Source organism: Pseudacidovorax sp. 1753 (assembly GCF_040544975.1).
Taxonomy (GTDB): Bacteria; Pseudomonadota; Gammaproteobacteria; order Burkholderiales; family Burkholderiaceae_C; genus Xenophilus.
Genome location: NZ_JBEPKY010000024.1, coordinates 82877 through 99936 on the forward strand (window position 1 = coordinate 82877; position 17060 = coordinate 99936).

Sequence of the window (17060 nt, forward strand, 5' to 3'; positions counted from 1 at the left end):
GGCATGCGCCGCGGCTCCATCGCCCTGCGTCTGGCGCTGATGTTCACCGCCGTGGCGGTGTTCATCTTCGCGCTGCTGGGTGTGGCGCTGTTGCAGGTGTTGCGGCACGAGCTGCGGCGCCACGAGCGCGAAGAGGTGCAGAGCCGCCTGGAGGATGTGCGCTACATGCTGGAGCATGGCCGCTCGTCGCAACTGGGCCTGCGTGTCCGCGAGAAGATCTCCGCGCTCGAAAGCCGCAACGGCGAGGTGCGCTACTGGATGTGGAGCGAGGCGCCCGGCTTCCGCTGGGCCGACGGCGCCCAGGCCATGGCGGATGCGCTGCACGAGGAGGACGGGGTGGTCGAGCTGCCCCTCGGCCCCAACGGCCGGCCCATGGCGCTGATGTCGGCACGGCTGCCGGCCAACGACGTGCGGCCCGAGGTTCAGCTCATCGCCGGCGTGAGCGGTGCCGCGCCGCGCCAGACCCTGCACACCTTCGAGGCCGCCATGGCCCTGCTGGCGCTGACCGGCGCGGGCGTGGCTGCACTGATGGGCTATTGGGTCGCTCGTGTCGGCCTGCGCCCGCTGCAGCGCCTGTCGGCCGAGGCCCAGGGCATCGGCCCGGACAACCGCGGCCAGCGGCTGCAGTTGCCCGCCCTGCCCATCGAGCTGACGGACATGGGCCAGTCCTTCAACGCCGCGCTGGACCGGCTGGACGGCGCCTACCGCCAGCTGGAGACCTTCAACGCCGACGTGGCCCACGAGTTGCGCACGCCGCTGGCCAACCTGATCGGCCAGACGCAGGTGACGCTGGCACGCGAGCGCGACGCCGCCGCGCTGCGCGAGGTGCTGCAGTCCAACCTGGAGGAGCTGGAGCGGCTGCGCTCCATCGTGGCCGACATGCTCTTCCTGGCCCGCGCCGAACAGGGCGAGCGCGCCCGGCGCCTGGTCGACGCGCCGCTGGCGCTGGAAGTGGCCAAAACGGTGGAGTTCTTCGACGTGCTGCTGGACGAGGCCGGCCTGCGCGTGGACGTGCAGGGCGACGCCATCGCACCCATCGAGACCGCCCTCTTCCGCCGCGCGCTGAGCAACCTGCTGCACAACGCCATCCAGCACTCTTCGGGCGGCGACGTGATCGGCGTACGCATCGAGCCGCTGGCCGGTGGCGCGCGCGTCAGCGTGAGCAACCCCAGCGCGCCCCTGGCGCCCGAGGCGCTCGCACGGCTGTTCGACCGCTTCTACCGCGGCGACAGCTCCCGGCCCAACAGCGGCGAGAACCACGGGCTGGGCCTGTCCATCGTGCGCGCGGTGGCGGCCATGCATGGCGGGCAGGTGTTCGCGCAGTGGGCCGATGGCGAGATCACCGTAGGCTTCACCGTGGCGCCCCGGCGATGAAAAAGGCCCGCACGCAGGCGGGCTGAAGTGAACCTGCAGGAGGTCCTTGGAGTCTTGCGGCGCGGGCGTGGACAACAGCCCATGCCCGGCGGGAGACACCCCTCATCGGCAGGCAGGCCGCCGTGAAGGATGGTGGCAGGCCCTGCGGCCCGCCCCCCGGGCGTCGCGGTCGAATGCGCCAGCAGACCGCGGCACCCGGGGCGGCTTGCGTCAGGCTCAGAAGGAGTGACGCACGCCGAACTCGTAGCCGGTCGAGCTCTTGGCCTGGTAGCCCACGCCGGTCAGGCCGGCCGGGATGGTGGGCGCCACGAAGGCGGGGCCGCCGACCGTGACGTTGGCGCCGTTCTTGTTCGTCACGCGCGAGACGGTGGCGTACAGGGCGGTGCGCTTGGACAGGTTGTGCTGGTAACCCAGGGCGAACTTGTTGGCTTCGCGCTTTTCGGGCTGGAACAGCGCCACGCTGTCGTTGTCGTAGCGCACGTTGGCATACGACGCGCGGATGATGCCGGCGCCCACGGGCACGCTCACGCCCAGAAGGTAGCCCTGCGTCTTCACCGTGGGGCGCACGGTCAGCACGCCGGCCACGTAGTCGCGGGCCAGCAGTTCGCGGTCCAGCTCGCGGCGCGAATACTCGCCAAAGAGCTTGGCGACGCCGAAGTCCCAGGTGGCGCCGAGGCTGAAGATCTTGTCCTTGAAGCGGCGGTCGGTCAGCGCGCTGATCGTGTCCTTGCCCTTGTTGGCGCCGTCCACGTTGTCGAGCTGGCCATAGGCCAGGGCCACGTCCAGCGGGCCGTTGGCGTAGCCGACGCGGGCGCCGGCGTAGCGGCCTTCGTCGGAGTCGCGCTGGTTCAGGCCCAGGGGAGAGATGCTGGCGCGCTCGGACATGCCATACATCACGTTGCCATACACGCCAGCCAGGCCGGCAGGCAGGTAGTACTGCAACGCATTGCTGACGCGGCCGTGGCTGTAGGCCGAGGCGATCAGCGAGCCGCCGACGCCGGTGGCGCCGAAGGGATCGAAGGTGTCGTCGTTGACCTTGGCCGGCGAGTTGTCGCGACCCAGGCGCACTTCACCGAAGCTGCCGGCCAGGCTCACGGTGGAGCGGCGCTGGAAGTTCAGCGCGCCACTGGCAGCGCCGGTGCCGTCGTCGTTGTTGAGGGCACCTTCGAGCCAGAAGCTGGCGCTCAGGCCGTTGCCCAGGTCCTCGACGCCCCGGAAGCCCAGGCGGCTGGAGCTCAGGCCCGAATTGCGCAGCTCGGTGCGGCTGGCCTCGACCGACTGCGGCAGCAGGGCGAGCGAAGGGTTGACCAGCGTGGCCAGCGTGGGGTTGGTCAGGACCAGCTCGCCCTTGTTGCTGGTATGGCTGACGGCGGCGTCGAGCACACCGAACAGGGTGACCGTCGACTGCGCGGACGCGGCGCCACACACCACCATGGCGGCCAGTGCCGCGAGACTCTTTTTCATGCGTTGAACTCCAGATGAAGCGTTTTGCTTCTCTTGACGGAAGCGGTTGGAAGCGCCCAGGAGGCCTGGGCTGAACGCGAGTCTGCAACGCCAAAAAGTCTCCCAAATTACATGGTATTAACCCTTAATTTCGACGCCTTTTTCGTGAATTCATCGCCTTTTCACTCGTGTCTGACAGCAAGCTGACCAAAGGTCAGGCAGGCCGCCCGGGCGTCACGCGCGCAGCGAATAGGACAGCGCCCAGAAGTGCTGCCACACGCGGTATTCACTGATGCGTGCGTAGGGCGCTACGGCCGACAGCAACGCGTCGCGGCTGGGAAAGTTCTTGAGCACGCGATGCACGGAGCCATCGGCCAGTCGCCGCAGCTGCCAGGTGTTGCCGCCACAGTCCTGCTCGGCGATGGGCGTGCTGCTGCCGGGAACGAAAAGGTTGTCGATGAACACCACCTGCGCGCCGGGCTTCAGCACGCGGTGCAGCCCCTGCAGGAAGGCGTCGATGCGGTCCAGCGGAATGTGCGACCACCAGAAGCCGGCGAAGGCAGCATCGAAGGCGTGCGCCGCCACCGGCAGCGCATAGGCGTCGCCCTGCAACCAGCGCACAGGGGCATCGGGCAACCGGCGCTCGGCGATGCGCAGCGTCTCCACCGCGCCATCGAGCGCCACCACCCCGGCCGTCGCCGCTGCGTAGAACTGCGTCCAGTAGCCCGTGCCGCAGGCCACCTCCAGAACGTGGCGGCCGGCGAGCACGCCGGGCAGCCAGGCTTCCATCTCCCGAAGGTCGGCCTGCCGTTCGGGCTTGGCGTAGATGCGGTCGTATTCCGCGGCGCGGGCGGCGTAGTAGTCCTGCATGGCGTTGTCTCCGGGGATCGCGAAGCGCCACGCCCGCAAGACGCGGCGGCGCATTGTGCGGCGCCCTGGCTGACGGCTGGCCTCGACGAAAGTGCCGGAAGCTTGCCGACGCCGTCGCTCGAACGCCGTCGCTCAGGGCGCCGCCACGGCCTCGCGCGCGCCGAAGAGCTTCACGCAAGGCAGCTCCGGCCTGTGCGCGGCCCAGCCCGGATCGCCGGTCTTCGCAAAGCGCACCCAGGCCTGCTGCATCTGCTGCGACAACGCACGCGGGGGCGAGGTGCCCGCCAGCTCGCGCGCCGCCGCGTTGTCGACGTTGCCGAACACGAAGGGCAACTCGACGCCGTGCGCCGCGCCCAGGTGCCCGTCGAAGCCGGGCGACGGCCAGACGAAGCGGTAGCGATGGGCCGAGGCTGCGCGCGTGGCCGCCAGGTGTGCGAGCGCCGCCGCGGGCGCGGCGTAGTGGTAGTCGGACTGCAGGGCGCACAGGCGCTCGCCGGAGGTGCTTGCCTGCGCCACGGGAAGCGCCACGCCGGCGCTGCGGGCGAAGTCCTCCACATCGGCCTCGGTGATGCGCGCCAGGCCGCCGCCGGGCACGTGGTACAGCCGCATCTCGTCGGCGTTGTGGCCCACCAGCAGTTGCAAGGGCGAGGGTTGCTGCCACGCCGTCTGCAAGGCCTGCAGGGGCGGCGCCACCAGCATCCGACCGTCGAGCACCGGCCGCAGCGGAAAGAGATGGCGACTCGCCAGCCCCATCGTGCGGCGCAGGCCGGCATCCTGCGTCAGCCGCTGCACTGCGCGCAGCAGCGGGGCCAGCGGCGCCGGGGCCAGGGCCGCCCGATCGGACGCCACGCCGGCCAGCTCGCAAATGGCTGCAAGGGCGGCCTGGGCCTCTTCCACCGTCTGGCAGGCCATGCTGGGACTTTGCAGGATGACGCGCTGGAACAGCCCGCGGGCCTCGGGCAGGCCCATCAGGCAGGCAATGGCCCCCGCCCCCGCCGATTGGCCGAAGACGGTGACCCGCCCGGCATCGCCGCCCCAGGCGCCGATGTGGTCCTGCACCCAGCGCAGGGCCGTCAGCTGGTCGAGCAGGCCCCGGTTGGGCGGCGCATCCGGCAGGTGCGCGAAGCCGTCGACGCCCAGCCGGTACTGGATGGAGACGAACACCACGCCCTGCCGCGCGAAGGCCGCGCCGTCGTACAGCGGCTCGGACGCGCTGCCGCGCACGAAGCCGCCACCGTGCACCCAGACCATGACGGGCAGGCGCGCGTCGGCCGGCGCGTCGGGCGCCCAGACGTTGAGCGACAGTGCATCCTCGCCGCCCACCGGATCGGCGTCGGGCGCGGCATGGCGCGGCCAGTGGGGAAAGGCGGGGCCGAAGTCGAGCGCCTCGCGCACGCCCTGCCACGGCGCAGCGGCAACGGGTGGCGCGAAGCGACGCGTGCCGAAGGGCGGCAGCGCGTAGCGGATGCCCTTGAAGACGCGAAGCCCGGCCTCCCGCCGGCCACGAAGGCGACCGCCGTGCGAGAGCTGCACTTCGGGCGCGCCGCGCGCTTCAGTCACGCTCGCCATTGCGCAGGGCGCTCGGGCCTCGTGCCAGTCTTGCGACGCGGTCCTTCGCTCATTCGGTGGCCAGGCCCAGCTTGTCGATGAGCGGCCGCCACACCGCGGCGTCGCGCGCAGCCCAGGCGCGCACATCGGCCGGCTTGGAGGCCGTGAGCGTCACGCTCATCGTCTCCAGTCGCTGGAGGTACTGGGCATTGCTGCGGCAGCCCTCGCTGACCGCATTGAGCCGCGCCAGCAGTTGCGGCGGCGTGCCGGCCTTGGCCACGATGGCGATCCACGAGGGCCGAGCCAGGTCGGCAGCGGCGGGCAGCAGCTCGGCGATGGTGGGGACGTCCGGCATCAGCGCGGAGCGCTGGTTGTCGAAGACCGCCAGCGCCACCAGCTTGCCGGCCTTAACCTGGGGAGCCGCGGTGCCACCGACCAGCGTCATGGCCTGGATCTGATGGCCCATCAGCGCCGCCATGCCTGCGCCCTCGCCCACGAAGGGCACATGGGTGCCGGCCACGCCCAGCTTGTCGAGCAGGGCCGTGGTGAGCAGGTGCGCGGGGCTGCCCTTGCCGGGCGAGCCGAAGTTCAGCCCGCCGGGCGTGGACGCCGCCAGCTTCTGCAGATCCGCCAGCCGCGCCACGCCCTCGCCGGCGGGCACCGTCAGCACCAGGGGCGAGGTGCCCAGCACGGCCACGCCGTCGAAGTCGGTCGCCGGGTCGTAGGGATGCTGGCGATAGGTGTAGGGCGTGATGCTCATCTGCGACATGCCGATGCTCATCAACGTGTACCCGTCGGCCGCCTGGCCCTTGAGCGCGCTGACGGCCAGGATGCCGTTGGCGCCCGGCCGGTTCTGCACCACGACGGGCTGGCCCAGCGCCTGCGCCGCGCAGTCGGCCCAGACCCGCGTCATGGCATCGGACCCGCTGCCCGGCGGCTGCTGGGCGATCAGTTGGATGGGCTTGGTCGGGTAGGCGGGCGTCTGCGCGCTGGCCGCTGCGGCAACGAAGAGCGAGCCGAGGCCCGCCAGGGCGGCAAGCCGCCGGCGAAGGGAAATCGTCATGGTGTCTCCTGAGGTCTTGTGAGGGATCGGGGAAAGCAGCGGGCGTACGGCGTCGAGGGATCAACCGGGGGGCGCGCGACGGCGGGCGGGCTTGGCCCTGCGCGAAGGTGGCTCGACGGCCGGTGCCGCGCACCGCGCCGCGATCAGTTCCGCCAGCAACGCGAGCTGGGCCGAGGCGGAGGCAGAAGGCTGCGTGCGGCCGTGGCCCTCGAAGAGCTGCAGCAGGCCCAGCCCGCGCAGCGTCGAGAACACGAGGCCCAGCAGCGCCTCGCGGTCAGGCTGCGCCGCCAACTCCGGAAAGGTGGCGAAGAAGCCCTGCGACAGCTGCGCATCGAGCGCATCGCGCTGCCGGGCAATGTGGTCCAGCACCTCGGGCTGGCCGCGCGAGCCCAGGTAGATGTTCCAGGCCACCAGGAAGCGCGGCTGGGCATAGACCAAGGTATGGAGCGTCTGCAGGAAGCGCGCGGCGCGCTCCTGCGCGCCCAGCGCGGCGGGCGGCCAGAACTCGCCGGCGTCGATGTGGCTGCGCAGCAGCTCGTCGAGCACCTGCATCATCAGCACGGCCTTGGATTCGAAGTGGTGCTGCACCGCGCCAGAGGTGAGCCCCGCGCTGCGGGCCAGCGCGTGGATGGACATCTGCCCGAAGCCCTGCTGCCCGATCAGGTCGATGGCTGTGCTGATGAGGTGCTGGCGCGTCTGCGCGCTGCGCTCGGCATGGGAGCGGCGGCCGGGGCGTGAGGATGCGGTCATGGGAGCGCCTTCGGATGGGACAGTCGCACAAACGCCGCGGAGGGCGGCCACTGCGGCTGGCCTGCATTCACATTTTGCATTTCGAGCGTAATGTATTTGTGCGCCGAGGAGCCGCACCTTGGGGTATGCCCGCGTGCCCCCGGGCCGGCATGCACAAGCGCCGTTGCCTTCAGCGTTGCCTCGATGCCCTTCCCGCAGCCACCGGCGCATCCGGCCAGTGGGCAGCCAAGTGGTCGATGAAGGACGCGATCCGCGCCGTGAGCGGCGTGTTGCGGTAGTACACCGCCTGCACGGCCTGCCGTACGTCGCGCGTGAGCCGCGGAAGCACTGGCACCAGCCGGCCTTCGGCGATGTCGCGCGCGGTCAGGAAGTCGGCCAGGCAGGCGATGCCCGCCCCCTCCAGCGCCAATTGCCGCAGCGTCTCACCGCTGGAGGCCGCGAGGGCGGGCTCGATGCGCAGCGGATGGCCTTCGGCATCGGCCACCGGCCATTCGTTGAGGCTGCTGGGCGTCGTGAAGCCCAGCAGCGTGTGTCGCGCGAGCTCGGCCACGCGGCGCGGCGTGCCGGCCGCGGCCAGATAGTCCGGCGACGCCAGCAGCCGCAGCGCGCTGCTGCCCAGCGGCCGCGCATGCAGCGTGGAGTCGCGCAGGCGGCCGATGCGGATGGCCACGTCCACGCGGTGTTCGAGCAGGTCGATCAAACCGTCGTGGCTGTGCAATTCCAGCGTGACCTCCGGGTAGCGCGCCCGGTAGCCCGCGACCAGCGGCACCACCACATGCAGCATGAAGGGCGAGGCGGCGTCCACCCGCAGCCGGCCGGCGGGGCGCTCGCGGCGTGCGGCCATGTCCTCTTCGGCGGCATCGACGCTGGCCAGGATGGCGCGTGCGCGCGCCAGGAAGGCGGCGCCTTCCTCCGTCAGTTCCAGCCGGCGGGTGGTGCGGCGCATCAGCGTGGTGCCGAGCTTCTGCTCCAGCCGCGCCAGCGTGCGGCTGACGGCCGAGACGGTCATGCCCAGCTGATCGGCCGCCCGCGACAGGGCGCCGGTGTCGACCACGGCGGCCAGGGTGTGCATCTCGTCCAGCGTCGTCTTCATTCTTGATTCCAGATCAAAAGTGTTTGGTTTATAGACGGGTTTTTCGCAAGAGCGGATCGCAGGAGACTGGCGGCCTTCCAACGTGTTCGACCTGTTCGACTGCTTGTTCGGCCCCGGCCGCGAGGTGCCTTCCATGCCCATTGCCCTGTTCGCGCTGACGCTCAGCGCCTTCGCCATCGGCACGACCGAGTTCGTGATCGTCGGCCTCATCCCCACCATTGCCGCCGACCTGGGGGTGTCGCTGCCCTCGGCCGGCCTGCTGGTGAGCCTCTATGCCCTGGGCGTCGCCGTCGGCGCGCCGCTGCTCACCGCGCTGACCGGCCGGCTTCCGCGCAAGGCGCTGCTGCTGGGACTGATGGTGCTGTTCACGCTCGGCAACCTGGTGGCCTGGCGTGCGCCGGGCTACGAGTCGCTGATCGTGGCGCGGGTGCTCACCGGCCTGGCGCACGGCGTCTTCTTCTCCATCGGCTCGATCATCGCGGCCAGCGTGGTGCCGAAGGAAAAGGCGGCCAGCGCCATCGCCCTCATGTTCACCGGCCTCACCGTGGCGCTGGTGACGGGCGTGCCGCTGGGCACGCTGATCGGCCAGCACCTGGGCTGGCGCGCCACCTTCCTGGCCGTCGCCGGGCTGGGCGTGGTCGCGGCGCTGGGCAGCGCGGTCTTCGTGCCACGCGACGTGCCGCACAGCCCGCCGGCCGCCCTGCGCGAGCAACTGGCCGTGCTGGCCCAGCCGCGGCTGCTGCTGGTCTATGCGATGACGGCGGTGGGCTATGGCGGCTCATTCATCGCCTTCACCTTCCTGGCGCCACTGCTGCAGCAGGTGACGGGCTTCTCGGCCAACGCCGTGAGCGGCGTGATGCTGGCCTACGGCCTCTCGGTGGCCGTGGGCAACCTCTGGGGCGGCCGGCTGGCCGACCGCCTGGGTCCGGTGCCGGCGCTGCAGCGCATCTTCCTGGGCCTGGCCGCGGTGCTGGGCGTGCTGAGCCTGACCGCACCGCATCCGCTGCTGATGGTCGCCACGGTGCTGGCCTGGGGTGCGGTGGCCTTCGGCAACGTGCCGGGCCTGCAGGTCTACGTGGTGCAGCAGGCGCAGCGCTTCAGCCCCAAGGGCGCGGACGTGGCCTCGGGCCTGAACATCGCGGCCTTCAACCTGGGCATCGCCGGTGGCGCGGGGTTGGGCGGCCTGGTCGTCGAGCGGATGGGCCTGGTGCACACCGCCTGGATCGGCGCGCTGGTGGTGCTGGGCGCCTGGGCGCTCACCACCTGGGCCGGCCGCCTGGACCGCCGCGACGCACAAGGCCGCTCAAACGCCCGCAAGACCGGCGACGACTGCGTCGCCTGCTGACGCGCGGCGCCGTCGTCGGCCGCCAGCAGCGAATTGCAGCGCCGGCTAGGCTTGATCCAACCCTTCACACCCGTCACGAGGACATCCCATCATGAGCATCCCCGCCTCCATTCCCGCCTTTGGTCTGGGCACCTTCCGCCTCAAGGGCCAGACCGTCATCGATTCCGTGCGCAACGCGCTGGACGTGGGATACCGGGCCATCGACACGGCTCAGATCTACGGCAACGAGGCCGAGATCGGCCAGGCCATCGCCGAATCGGGCGTGCCCCGTTCGCAGCTCTTCCTGACCACCAAGGTCTGGGTCGACAAGCTGGGGGCCGACGTGCTGATCCCCAGCCTCAAGGACAGCCTGCAGAAGCTGCGGACCGAGCAGGTCGACCTGACGCTGATCCACTGGCCGTCGCCCGGCCGCGCCGTGCCGCTGCGCGAGACGCTGGAAGCGCTGGCCGAGGCGCAGAACCAGGGCCTGACGGCGCAGTTCGGCGTCTCCAACTTCACCATCGCGCTTGTGCAGCAGGCCATCGAACTGGCCGGCAAGGGCGCCATCGCCACCAACCAGGTGGAGATCAGCCCCTACCTGCAAAACCACAAGCTGGTGAACTACGCGCGCATGCAGGGCGTGCACCTCACCTCGTACATGACGCTCGCCTATGGCAAGGTCCTGAAGGAGCCGGCGCTGGCCGAGATCGCCCAGCGGCACGGCGCAACGCCTGCCCAGGTGGCGCTGGCCTGGGCGTTGACGCAGGGCTTCTCGGTCATTCCGTCGTCCACCCAACGCGAGAACCTGGCGTCCAACCTGAAGGCCAAGGACCTGAAGCTCACGTCGGAGGACATGGCCGCGATCGCCGCGCTGGACCGCAACGAGCGCCTGGCCAACCCGGAGAACCTGGCGCCCGCCTGGGACTGACACCGCGCCGAGTGCGCGGCTATGCTGCGCGCCACCCATGGACCTGCGCAGCCTCCGCTACTTCATCGCCGTGCTCGAAGCGGGCAGCCTCTCCCGCGCAGCCGCCTCGCTCTACATCGCACAGCCCGCCCTGACGGCGCAGATCAAGAAGCTGGAGGCGGAGCTCGACACGCAACTGCTGGAGCGCTCGCATGCCGGTGTCACGCCCACCTCCGCCGGCCTGCAGCTCTACGAGGACGCCCGGCGCCTGCTGTCGGACGCCGACGCCATGCGCGACCGCATCCGGCAACTGCCCCAGGGGCCGGAGGGCTCGGTGACGATCGCCCTGCCCTTCCTGCTCGCCTCGCTGCTGATGGGCCCGGTGCTGATGGCCCTGCGCGAGACGGCGCCGCGGGTGCGCGTCTTCGTGCTGGACGACCTGAGCCTGATGGTGAAGAAGGCCATGCTGGACCGGCGCGCCGACCTGGGCGTCCTGGTGGACACGCCGGCCGTCGACGGGCTGGAATGCCGGCCGCTGGCGCGCGAGGCCATGTTCGTCTGCGGACAGGACGCCGATGGCGGCGTTCGGGCTCTGCTGCAGCCGTCCACACCCAAGGGCCGGCGCGAGGCGGCCACGCCGCCCGGCCGCCCCACGCTGGACTTCGACCATGCCGCCCGCCTGCCGCTGGTGCTGCAGTCGCGCCGCTTCTCGATCCGCCGCAGCGTGGAAGAAGCCGCGGCCGCGCGGGGCACCGCGCTGCACATCGTCCACGAGCACGACTCCGCACGCGTGATCCGCTCGCTCTACCTGCATGGCGCAGGCTTCACCTTCACGCCGGCCTGCGCGCTGCACGATGCGCCGCCGGCCCGCGCCGACTGGGTCGTCGCCCGCGTAGTGCAGCCCGAACTGGTGCGGACCTACAGCCTCGCCCTGCCTGCCGGACGGGTGCGGGATGCCGCCACCCAGGCGGTGATGGAGGCCCTGCTCAGCCAGTCGCGCCGGCTGATCGACCAAGGCGCCTGGGAAGCCGAGTGGCTGCATCGCGACCGGCCCTGAACGGCGACGCGCGCCCGCCTGCCTGCGGCGGGAGGCCATCACTTGCATTGATGCCCCGGCATCAGCAAACGGTATTTCCGCGATGACCGGCCTTCTGGAACAGTGACCGACACCGCCGCGGGACGCGCACGCAGTCCGCGCGGCAGCCGGTCGAGATTCCAGGAGACAGCCATCAACAACGCCAGCCCTTCCACGCCCGTCGTCCGTCCGGTGACGAACGTGGCCACCCTCGTCGCCCGCAGCGCCCGCGCCCATGCGCGGCAGGTCGCGGTCCGCAGCGCCGATCGCAGCCTGACCTATGCCGAGCTGGAGCAGCGCGCATGCCGCCTCGCCAACGCCTTGCTCGGCCTGGGCCTGGGCCTGGTGCGCGGCGACCGCGTCGGCATCTACCTGCCCAACTGCCCCGAGATCGTCGAGCTGGAGCTGGCCTGCTACAAGGCCGCTCTGGTCAAGGCGCCATTCAACGCACGCCTGTCGCCGGCCGAGGTTGGCGAGGTCGCGGCCAACAGCGAGGCCACGCTGATCGTCACCACCAGCGAACGGGCCGAGGCCATCCGCCCCCACCTGCGCGGCACGCCGCGGCTGGTGCTGCTGGACGCGCCCGGCGACGAAGGCTACGAAGGCCTGCTGGCCCGCGCCAGCGACCGCTTCGAGGCGGTGCCGGTGCACGCCGACGAACTGGCCGTGCTGCACTACACCTCCGGCAGCTCGGGCGTGCTCAAGGCCGCCATGCAGACCTTCGGCAACCGGCTGGCACAGCTGCGCAAGTTCCTCATCCGCAGCGAAGGCATGCGCAGCGGCCATTCGCTCGGGCTGGTCGGCCCGATCACCCATGCCTCGGGCATGCAGATCGTGCCCGCGCTGTGCAGCGGTGTGACGATCCGCATCTTCAACGGCTTCGAGCCCGCGCGCTTTCTCGCCGACATGAAGGCCGAGCGCATCACCCACACGTTCATGGTGCCGACCATGATCAACATGCTGCTGGCCGAGCTGGAGGGCCAGTACCGGCCGTTGCCCGACCTGCAGCGGCTGGGCTATGGCGCGGCGCCGATGGCGCCGGCACGCATCCTGCGCGCGATGGACGTGTTCGGCCCCGTGCTGTCGCAGGGCTACGGCGCGGGCGAGACCACCTCCGGCGTCTGCGCCCTCAGCACCGAGGACCACCTGCATGCCCGCGCCGCCCGCCCCGAGCGCCTGGCCTCCTGCGGCCGGCCCTTCCTGGAGTGCGACGTGCAGATCCTGGACGACGCGGGCGAACCCGTGGCCATGGGCGAGATCGGCGAGATCGTGGTCGGTGGCGACGACGTGTTCGCCGGCTACTGGCGCGCGGCCGAGCTGACGGCCGAGGTGCTCAAGAACGGCCGCTACCACACCGGCGACTTGGCCCGCATGGACGAGGACGGCTTCGTCTACATCGTCGACCGCAAGAAGGACATGGTCATCAGCGGCGGCTTCAACGTCTATCCCTCCGAGGTCGAGGCCGTGCTGTACCAGCACGAGGCGGTGCAGGACGCCTGCGTCTTTGCCATCCCCGACGACAAATGGGGTGAGGCGGTGGCGGCGCATGTGGTGCTCAAGCCCGGCCGCCAAGCGGACGCGGCGCTGATCGACGCCTTCTGCAGCGCGCAACTGGCCGGCTTCAAGCGGCCGCGGCACATCGAGTTCGTGGCGGCGCTGCCGCGCAACCCCAACGGCAAGGTGATGCGCCGCGCGGTGCAGGCGCCGTACTGGCAGGGCCAGTCGCGGATGGTCAATTGAACGAGGGCGATGCCATGACGAACGCAACGACCTCCGCCCCTCTCTTCCGCGGCCCCTTCGAAGGCAGCGAGCGCGCCGCCGAACTGATCTCACGCATTCAGCACTTCATGAATGGTGAGTTGGCCGACCTGGCGTGCGAACACCAGCTCGACCATGAGCACAGCCCCGACCGCGCCCTGCTGCGCCAGGTCTGGCGCCGCTCGCACACGCTGGGCTTCTACGGCCTCACGCTGCCGGAGCAGCTGGGCGGCCTGGGCCTGTCGGTGCTGGACCACGTGCTGGTCAAGGAGGCCATCTACGCCACCGGCTCGCCCTTCGCGCCGCACGTGCTGGGCGAGCTGAGCGGCCCGCCGCGCGTGGGCGCACTGGTGCGCCATGCCACGCCGCAGCAGATGGCCCAGTTCATCCTGCCCGTGGCACAGGCCGAGCTGGCAATCTGCTTCGCCCTCACCGAGGCCGAAGCCGGCTCCGACGCCGGCGCGGTGCAGACCCGCGCGGTTCGGGATGGCGACGACTACGTCCTCACCGGCCGCAAGCGCTTCATCTCGGGTTCGCCCTTCGCCGATGCGGCCGTGCTGATGGCCTCGACCGCACCTGAAGGCAGCGAGCAGCGCGAGGTGACGGCCTTCTTCGTCGACCTGCGTGCGCCGGGCGTGCGGGTGGAGTCCAACTACAAGACGATGGCCGGCCAGAGCAGCACCGGCGACATCGTGCTCGAGGGCTGCCGCGTGCCGGCCGGCCAGCGCATCGGCGAGCCCGGCCGCGGCCTGGCGCTGGCGCTGGGTCGCATCACGGTCAACCGACTGCTGCATTGCCCGGCGATGGTGGGCCTGGCCCAGGTGGCGCTGCGCGATGCGCGCGACTACGCGCTGCAGCGCCGACAGTTCGGCCGTGCCATCGCGCAGTTCCAGGCCATCCAGCACATGCTGGCGGAGGCCGCCACCGAACTGGCCGCGGCGCGCGCGCTGATGATCGCCACCGCCCGTCAGCTCGATGCCGGCGGCGATGCGCGGGCCGAGGCCTCGATGGCCAAGCTCTTCTGCTCGGAGACCGCCTTCCGTGTGGCCGACAAAGCGGTGCAGGTGCATGGCGGCGAAGGCATCGTGCAGGGTCGGCGCGTGGAGTTCCTGTTCCGCATGCTGCGCATGTATCGCGTGCTCACCGGCACCAGCGAGATTCAGAAGAACACCATCGCCAAGGAGCTGCTCGCGCCCGACAACGCCGGCTGACGCCCGGCACTGGCCGGCGCCGTGGACGCCCGCCCTCTCAAGAATCAAAAAGGAGACAAGCAAGATGACCGACATCAACCGCCGCCGCCTGGTGGGGGCTGGCCTCGCCGCCGCCCTCGCGCCCCTGGCTGCACCCCTCGCCCGTGCCGCCGAGCCCTACCCCAGCCGGCCCATCAAATGGGTGCTGCCCTACCTGGCCGGCACGGGCCCGGACAACACCGCACGCATCCTGGCCGAGGCAGTCGGCCCGATGCTGGGCCAGAGCGTGGTCATCGAGAACCGCGGTGGCGCGGGCGGCAACATCGGGGCCAAGCTGGTGGCCCGCGCGCCGGCCGATGGCTACACCTGGATCTACTCGGCCGCGCCCATGGCGGCCAACATGTTCATGTACAAGAGCCCGGGCTTCGACGCGCTCAAGGACTTCCGCCACATCATGCGGCTGACCAGCGCCGACGTGGTGCTGATCGTGAACGCCGACTCGGACATCCGCAGCGTGGACGACCTCGTCCGGCAGATCCGCGCCCGGCCCGGCAAGGTGGAGTACGCCTCGGGCGGCGTGGGCACGCCGTCGCACCTCGGCGTGGAGATGTTCCTAGACTCCGTCAAGGGCAACGCGCTGCACGTGCCCTACAAGGGCGCGTCGGAGCTGTGCACCGCGGTGCTCGGCAACCAGGTGGTGTTCGGCGCGCCCATCCTGGCCGTGGCCTATCCGCAGATCCAGGCGGGTCGACTGCGTGCGCTGGCGGTGACCGGTCCGCGCCGCAACGCCGTGCTGCCGCAGGTGCCGACGCTGGCAGAGGCCGGCGTGCCCGGCGTCGAGCTGATCTCGTGGGGTGGTATCTCGGTGCCGGCCGGCACGCCCGATGCGGTGGTCGAGCGCATCCAGGCCGCCTTCGTGCAGGCGCTCAAGCAGCAGCGCGTGATCGCCCAGCTGCAGGAGCAAGGCGGCCAGGTGGACATCCAGGAAGGCAGCGCCTATGTCGATGGCTTCAAGCGCGAGATGCGCTCGACGCAGGCCATGATGAAGAAGGTCGGACTGGAGCCGCTCTGACAGCTGCCAAGGGGCTCCACAGGCGCACCGATTCGAATCATGCGGCCGCGGAGCAGGCCATGCCAGTGCACCCGCGGAACTGGCTTCGCCAGGACGCGGGGTGCGCCCCCTCCAAGCCGAAGGCGCGAGAGAGGCGGAGCCGCGAAGCGGCATGGGGGTGCTTTTCAGTTCAGCGCGACGGATCGATCAGCACCTTCGCGCCCGTGTTGCGCGCGCCGTAGAAGGCGATGGCATCGGCACTCAGTGCGCCCGCCAGCGACACGGTCCGCGCGTAGTGGCTCGCAAAGGTCGTCTTGAGCTCGGCCGCGACGCGCGCACGCAGCGCCTGCGCCGCCGGCTCGCCAATCTTCTGCAGGAAGGGAAAGAGCAGCCAGCCGCCCACGCCCCAGGCCATGCCGAAGCTGCGGTGGATCTCGGTGGGCCGCGTGTCCAGGCCACCGTACAGATAGACCTGCTTGTGCACCGACGAGCCGTAGCGGCTGTATTCGCTGGGCGTTCGGCGCGCAATGGACGCCTCCATGCACTGCAGGATCTGGCCGGCCAGCGTGCCGCCGCCGGTGGCGTCGAAGCCGATGGTCGCGCCGGTGGCTACCAGCGCCTCGGTGAGCTGGGCCATGAAGTCCGGCGCGCTGCTGTCGCACACATGCACGGCCCCCTGGCCGTGAAGCAGCGCCGCCTGCTCGGGCTTGCGCACGATGTTCACCAGGCCGATGCCGTCCTTCAGGCAGATGCGGTTGAGCATCTGGCCCAGGTTGCTGGCGGCCGCCGTGTGCACCAGTGCCGTGTGGCCCTCGCGCTTCATGGTCTCGACCATGCCCAGCGAGGTGAGCGGGTTGACGAAGCAGGAGGCGCCATCCGCCGCCGTTGCATCCTCGGGCAGCAGCAGGCACTGGGCCGCAGGCATGGTGCGGTACTGCGCATACATGGCGCCGCCGATCAGGGCCACGGTGCGGCCCAGCAGCGCCTGCGCGGCCGGCGAGGAACCTGCGGCCACCACCAGGCCGGCGCCTTCGTTGCCCACCGGCAGGCTCTGGCCCACGCGGGCGGCCACGGCGGGCATGGCGCGCTCCGGGATGCGCGCAATCACCACGGGGCGCTCCGCGCTGCCCGAGACCTGCACGGTCGAAAGGTCCGCAGGGCCGAGCAACAGGCCGATGTCGGAGGGATTGATGGGCGTCGCCTGCACGCGGATCAGCACCTCGTCGGCGCCAGGTTGCGGTACGGGCACCTCTTCCAGGCTGATCCGCAGCGTGCCGTCGGCCTGGACGAGCGAGCGCAGTTGCATGGCGGTGGCGGGGAGGATCTCGGGCATGGACGTCTCCGGAAGAGGGATGAAAGCGCCGCAGCGGATGGCAGCGGGCGACGGGGCGCTCATTGTGGGTGCCGCCAGCAATCGCTGCTGTCGCGGGGCCATCAGACCGGCGCCGGTGGCATCGCGGGGATCGGCCCGCGCGAGGATGCGGGCCTCAACCCGCCCATGGGCACTGTGCGGCCGCGCCCAAATCGGGATAGGGGTCCGTCATTGTCGACGGAGCCCCTCCCACACCACCCGGCATGCGGGTCCGCACCGGGCGGTTCGAGCGCTTGAGGTCA

The 17060-nt window shown here is 70.9% G+C and carries 14 protein-coding genes; 7 read left to right on the forward strand and 7 right to left on the reverse strand.

Annotated features, from left to right (window positions below; all coding sequences use genetic code 11):
- The first annotated feature begins 3 nt into the window (after positions 1-3).
- Positions 4-1374: a heavy metal sensor histidine kinase gene (locus ABIC63_RS24960; protein WP_114804361.1), complete on the forward strand. Its 1371-nt coding sequence runs from the start codon at positions 4-6 to the stop codon at positions 1372-1374.
- Positions 1375-1590: 216 nt separating this feature from the next.
- On the opposite strand, the gene ABIC63_RS24965 is transcribed toward ABIC63_RS24960, so the two are convergent.
- From ABIC63_RS24965 to ABIC63_RS24990, 6 genes are all read right to left on the reverse strand, one after another.
- Positions 1591-2838: a porin gene (locus ABIC63_RS24965; RefSeq protein WP_294373776.1), complete on the reverse strand. Its 1248-nt coding sequence runs from the start codon at positions 2836-2838 to the stop codon at positions 1591-1593.
- A gap of 213 nt (positions 2839-3051) precedes the next feature.
- Positions 3052-3687 (reverse strand): class I SAM-dependent methyltransferase, encoded by a 636-nt coding sequence (locus tag ABIC63_RS24970; protein ID WP_294373779.1) that lies wholly within the window; start codon positions 3685-3687, stop codon positions 3052-3054.
- A 132-nt stretch (positions 3688-3819) separates the two neighbouring features.
- A complete protein-coding gene (locus tag ABIC63_RS24975) occupies positions 3820-5247 on the reverse strand; it encodes a carboxylesterase/lipase family protein (protein ID WP_354321775.1) in 1428 nt (475 codons plus the stop codon).
- 58 nt (positions 5248-5305) lie between these two features.
- Positions 5306-6298, reverse strand: a complete 993-nt coding sequence (locus ABIC63_RS24980) for a Bug family tripartite tricarboxylate transporter substrate binding protein (protein ID WP_354321776.1) — start codon at positions 6296-6298, stop codon at positions 5306-5308.
- A 60-nt stretch (positions 6299-6358) separates the two neighbouring features.
- A complete protein-coding gene (locus tag ABIC63_RS24985; RefSeq protein ID WP_354321777.1) occupies positions 6359-7048 on the reverse strand; it encodes a TetR/AcrR family transcriptional regulator in 690 nt (229 codons plus the stop codon).
- A 169-nt stretch (positions 7049-7217) separates the two neighbouring features.
- A complete protein-coding gene (locus ABIC63_RS24990; RefSeq protein ID WP_354321778.1) occupies positions 7218-8141 on the reverse strand; it encodes a LysR substrate-binding domain-containing protein in 924 nt (307 codons plus the stop codon).
- Positions 8142-8274: 133 nt separating this feature from the next.
- Here ABIC63_RS24990 and ABIC63_RS24995 point away from each other — a divergent pair, with 133 nt between their 5' ends.
- The 6 genes from ABIC63_RS24995 to ABIC63_RS25020 all read left to right on the forward strand — a co-directional run bounded on the left by ABIC63_RS24995 (position 8275) and on the right by ABIC63_RS25020 (position 15467).
- A complete protein-coding gene (locus ABIC63_RS24995) occupies positions 8275-9486 on the forward strand; it encodes an MFS transporter (protein ID WP_354321779.1) in 1212 nt (403 codons plus the stop codon).
- 91 nt (positions 9487-9577) lie between these two features.
- Positions 9578-10393 (forward strand): 2,5-didehydrogluconate reductase DkgB, encoded by an 816-nt coding sequence (gene dkgB, locus ABIC63_RS25000; RefSeq protein ID WP_354321780.1) that lies wholly within the window; start codon positions 9578-9580, stop codon positions 10391-10393.
- Positions 10394-10430: 37 nt separating this feature from the next.
- The gene (locus ABIC63_RS25005) at positions 10431-11429 is read left to right on the forward strand and encodes a LysR family transcriptional regulator (RefSeq protein WP_354321781.1); all 999 of its coding nucleotides are present in this window, start codon (positions 10431-10433) and stop codon (positions 11427-11429) included.
- A gap of 210 nt (positions 11430-11639) precedes the next feature.
- Positions 11640-13187: an AMP-binding protein gene (locus ABIC63_RS25010; RefSeq protein WP_354321785.1), complete on the forward strand. Its 1548-nt coding sequence runs from the start codon at positions 11640-11642 to the stop codon at positions 13185-13187.
- Between the two features lie 14 nt (positions 13188-13201).
- Positions 13202-14416, forward strand: a complete 1215-nt coding sequence (locus tag ABIC63_RS25015; protein ID WP_354321782.1) for an acyl-CoA dehydrogenase family protein — start codon at positions 13202-13204, stop codon at positions 14414-14416.
- A 64-nt stretch (positions 14417-14480) separates the two neighbouring features.
- Positions 14481-15467, forward strand: coding sequence for a tripartite tricarboxylate transporter substrate binding protein (locus ABIC63_RS25020; protein WP_354321783.1), 987 nt, complete (start codon positions 14481-14483; stop codon positions 15465-15467).
- Between the two features lie 169 nt (positions 15468-15636).
- On the opposite strand, the gene ABIC63_RS25025 is transcribed toward ABIC63_RS25020, so the two are convergent.
- On the reverse strand, positions 15637-16779 hold the full coding sequence (locus tag ABIC63_RS25025; protein ID WP_354321784.1) for a zinc-binding dehydrogenase: 1143 nt from the start codon (positions 16777-16779) through the stop codon (positions 15637-15639).
- Positions 16780-17060 lie beyond the last annotated feature (281 nt).

Excerpts from the sequence above, each read along its gene's own strand:
- ABIC63_RS24960 (WP_114804361.1), top strand. The coding sequence starts at position 4 with ATGCGCCGCGGCTCCATCGCCCTGCGTCTGGCGCTGATGTTCACCGCC.
- ABIC63_RS24965 (WP_294373776.1), bottom strand. The coding sequence starts at position 2,838 with ATGAAAAAGAGTCTCGCGGCACTGGCCGCCATGGTGGTGTGTGGCGCC.
- ABIC63_RS24970 (WP_294373779.1), bottom strand. The coding sequence starts at position 3,687 with ATGCAGGACTACTACGCCGCCCGCGCCGCGGAATACGACCGCATCTAC.
- ABIC63_RS24980 (WP_354321776.1), bottom strand. The coding sequence starts at position 6,298 with ATGACGATTTCCCTTCGCCGGCGGCTTGCCGCCCTGGCGGGCCTCGGC.
- ABIC63_RS24985 (WP_354321777.1), bottom strand. The coding sequence starts at position 7,048 with ATGACCGCATCCTCACGCCCCGGCCGCCGCTCCCATGCCGAGCGCAGC.
- ABIC63_RS24990 (WP_354321778.1), bottom strand. The coding sequence starts at position 8,141 with ATGAAGACGACGCTGGACGAGATGCACACCCTGGCCGCCGTGGTCGAC.
- ABIC63_RS24995 (WP_354321779.1), top strand. The coding sequence starts at position 8,275 with ATGCCCATTGCCCTGTTCGCGCTGACGCTCAGCGCCTTCGCCATCGGC.
- dkgB (WP_354321780.1), top strand. The coding sequence starts at position 9,578 with ATGAGCATCCCCGCCTCCATTCCCGCCTTTGGTCTGGGCACCTTCCGC.
- ABIC63_RS25005 (WP_354321781.1), top strand. The coding sequence starts at position 10,431 with ATGGACCTGCGCAGCCTCCGCTACTTCATCGCCGTGCTCGAAGCGGGC.
- ABIC63_RS25015 (WP_354321782.1), top strand. The coding sequence starts at position 13,202 with ATGACGAACGCAACGACCTCCGCCCCTCTCTTCCGCGGCCCCTTCGAA.
- ABIC63_RS25020 (WP_354321783.1), top strand. The coding sequence starts at position 14,481 with ATGACCGACATCAACCGCCGCCGCCTGGTGGGGGCTGGCCTCGCCGCC.
- ABIC63_RS25025 (WP_354321784.1), bottom strand. The coding sequence starts at position 16,779 with ATGCCCGAGATCCTCCCCGCCACCGCCATGCAACTGCGCTCGCTCGTC.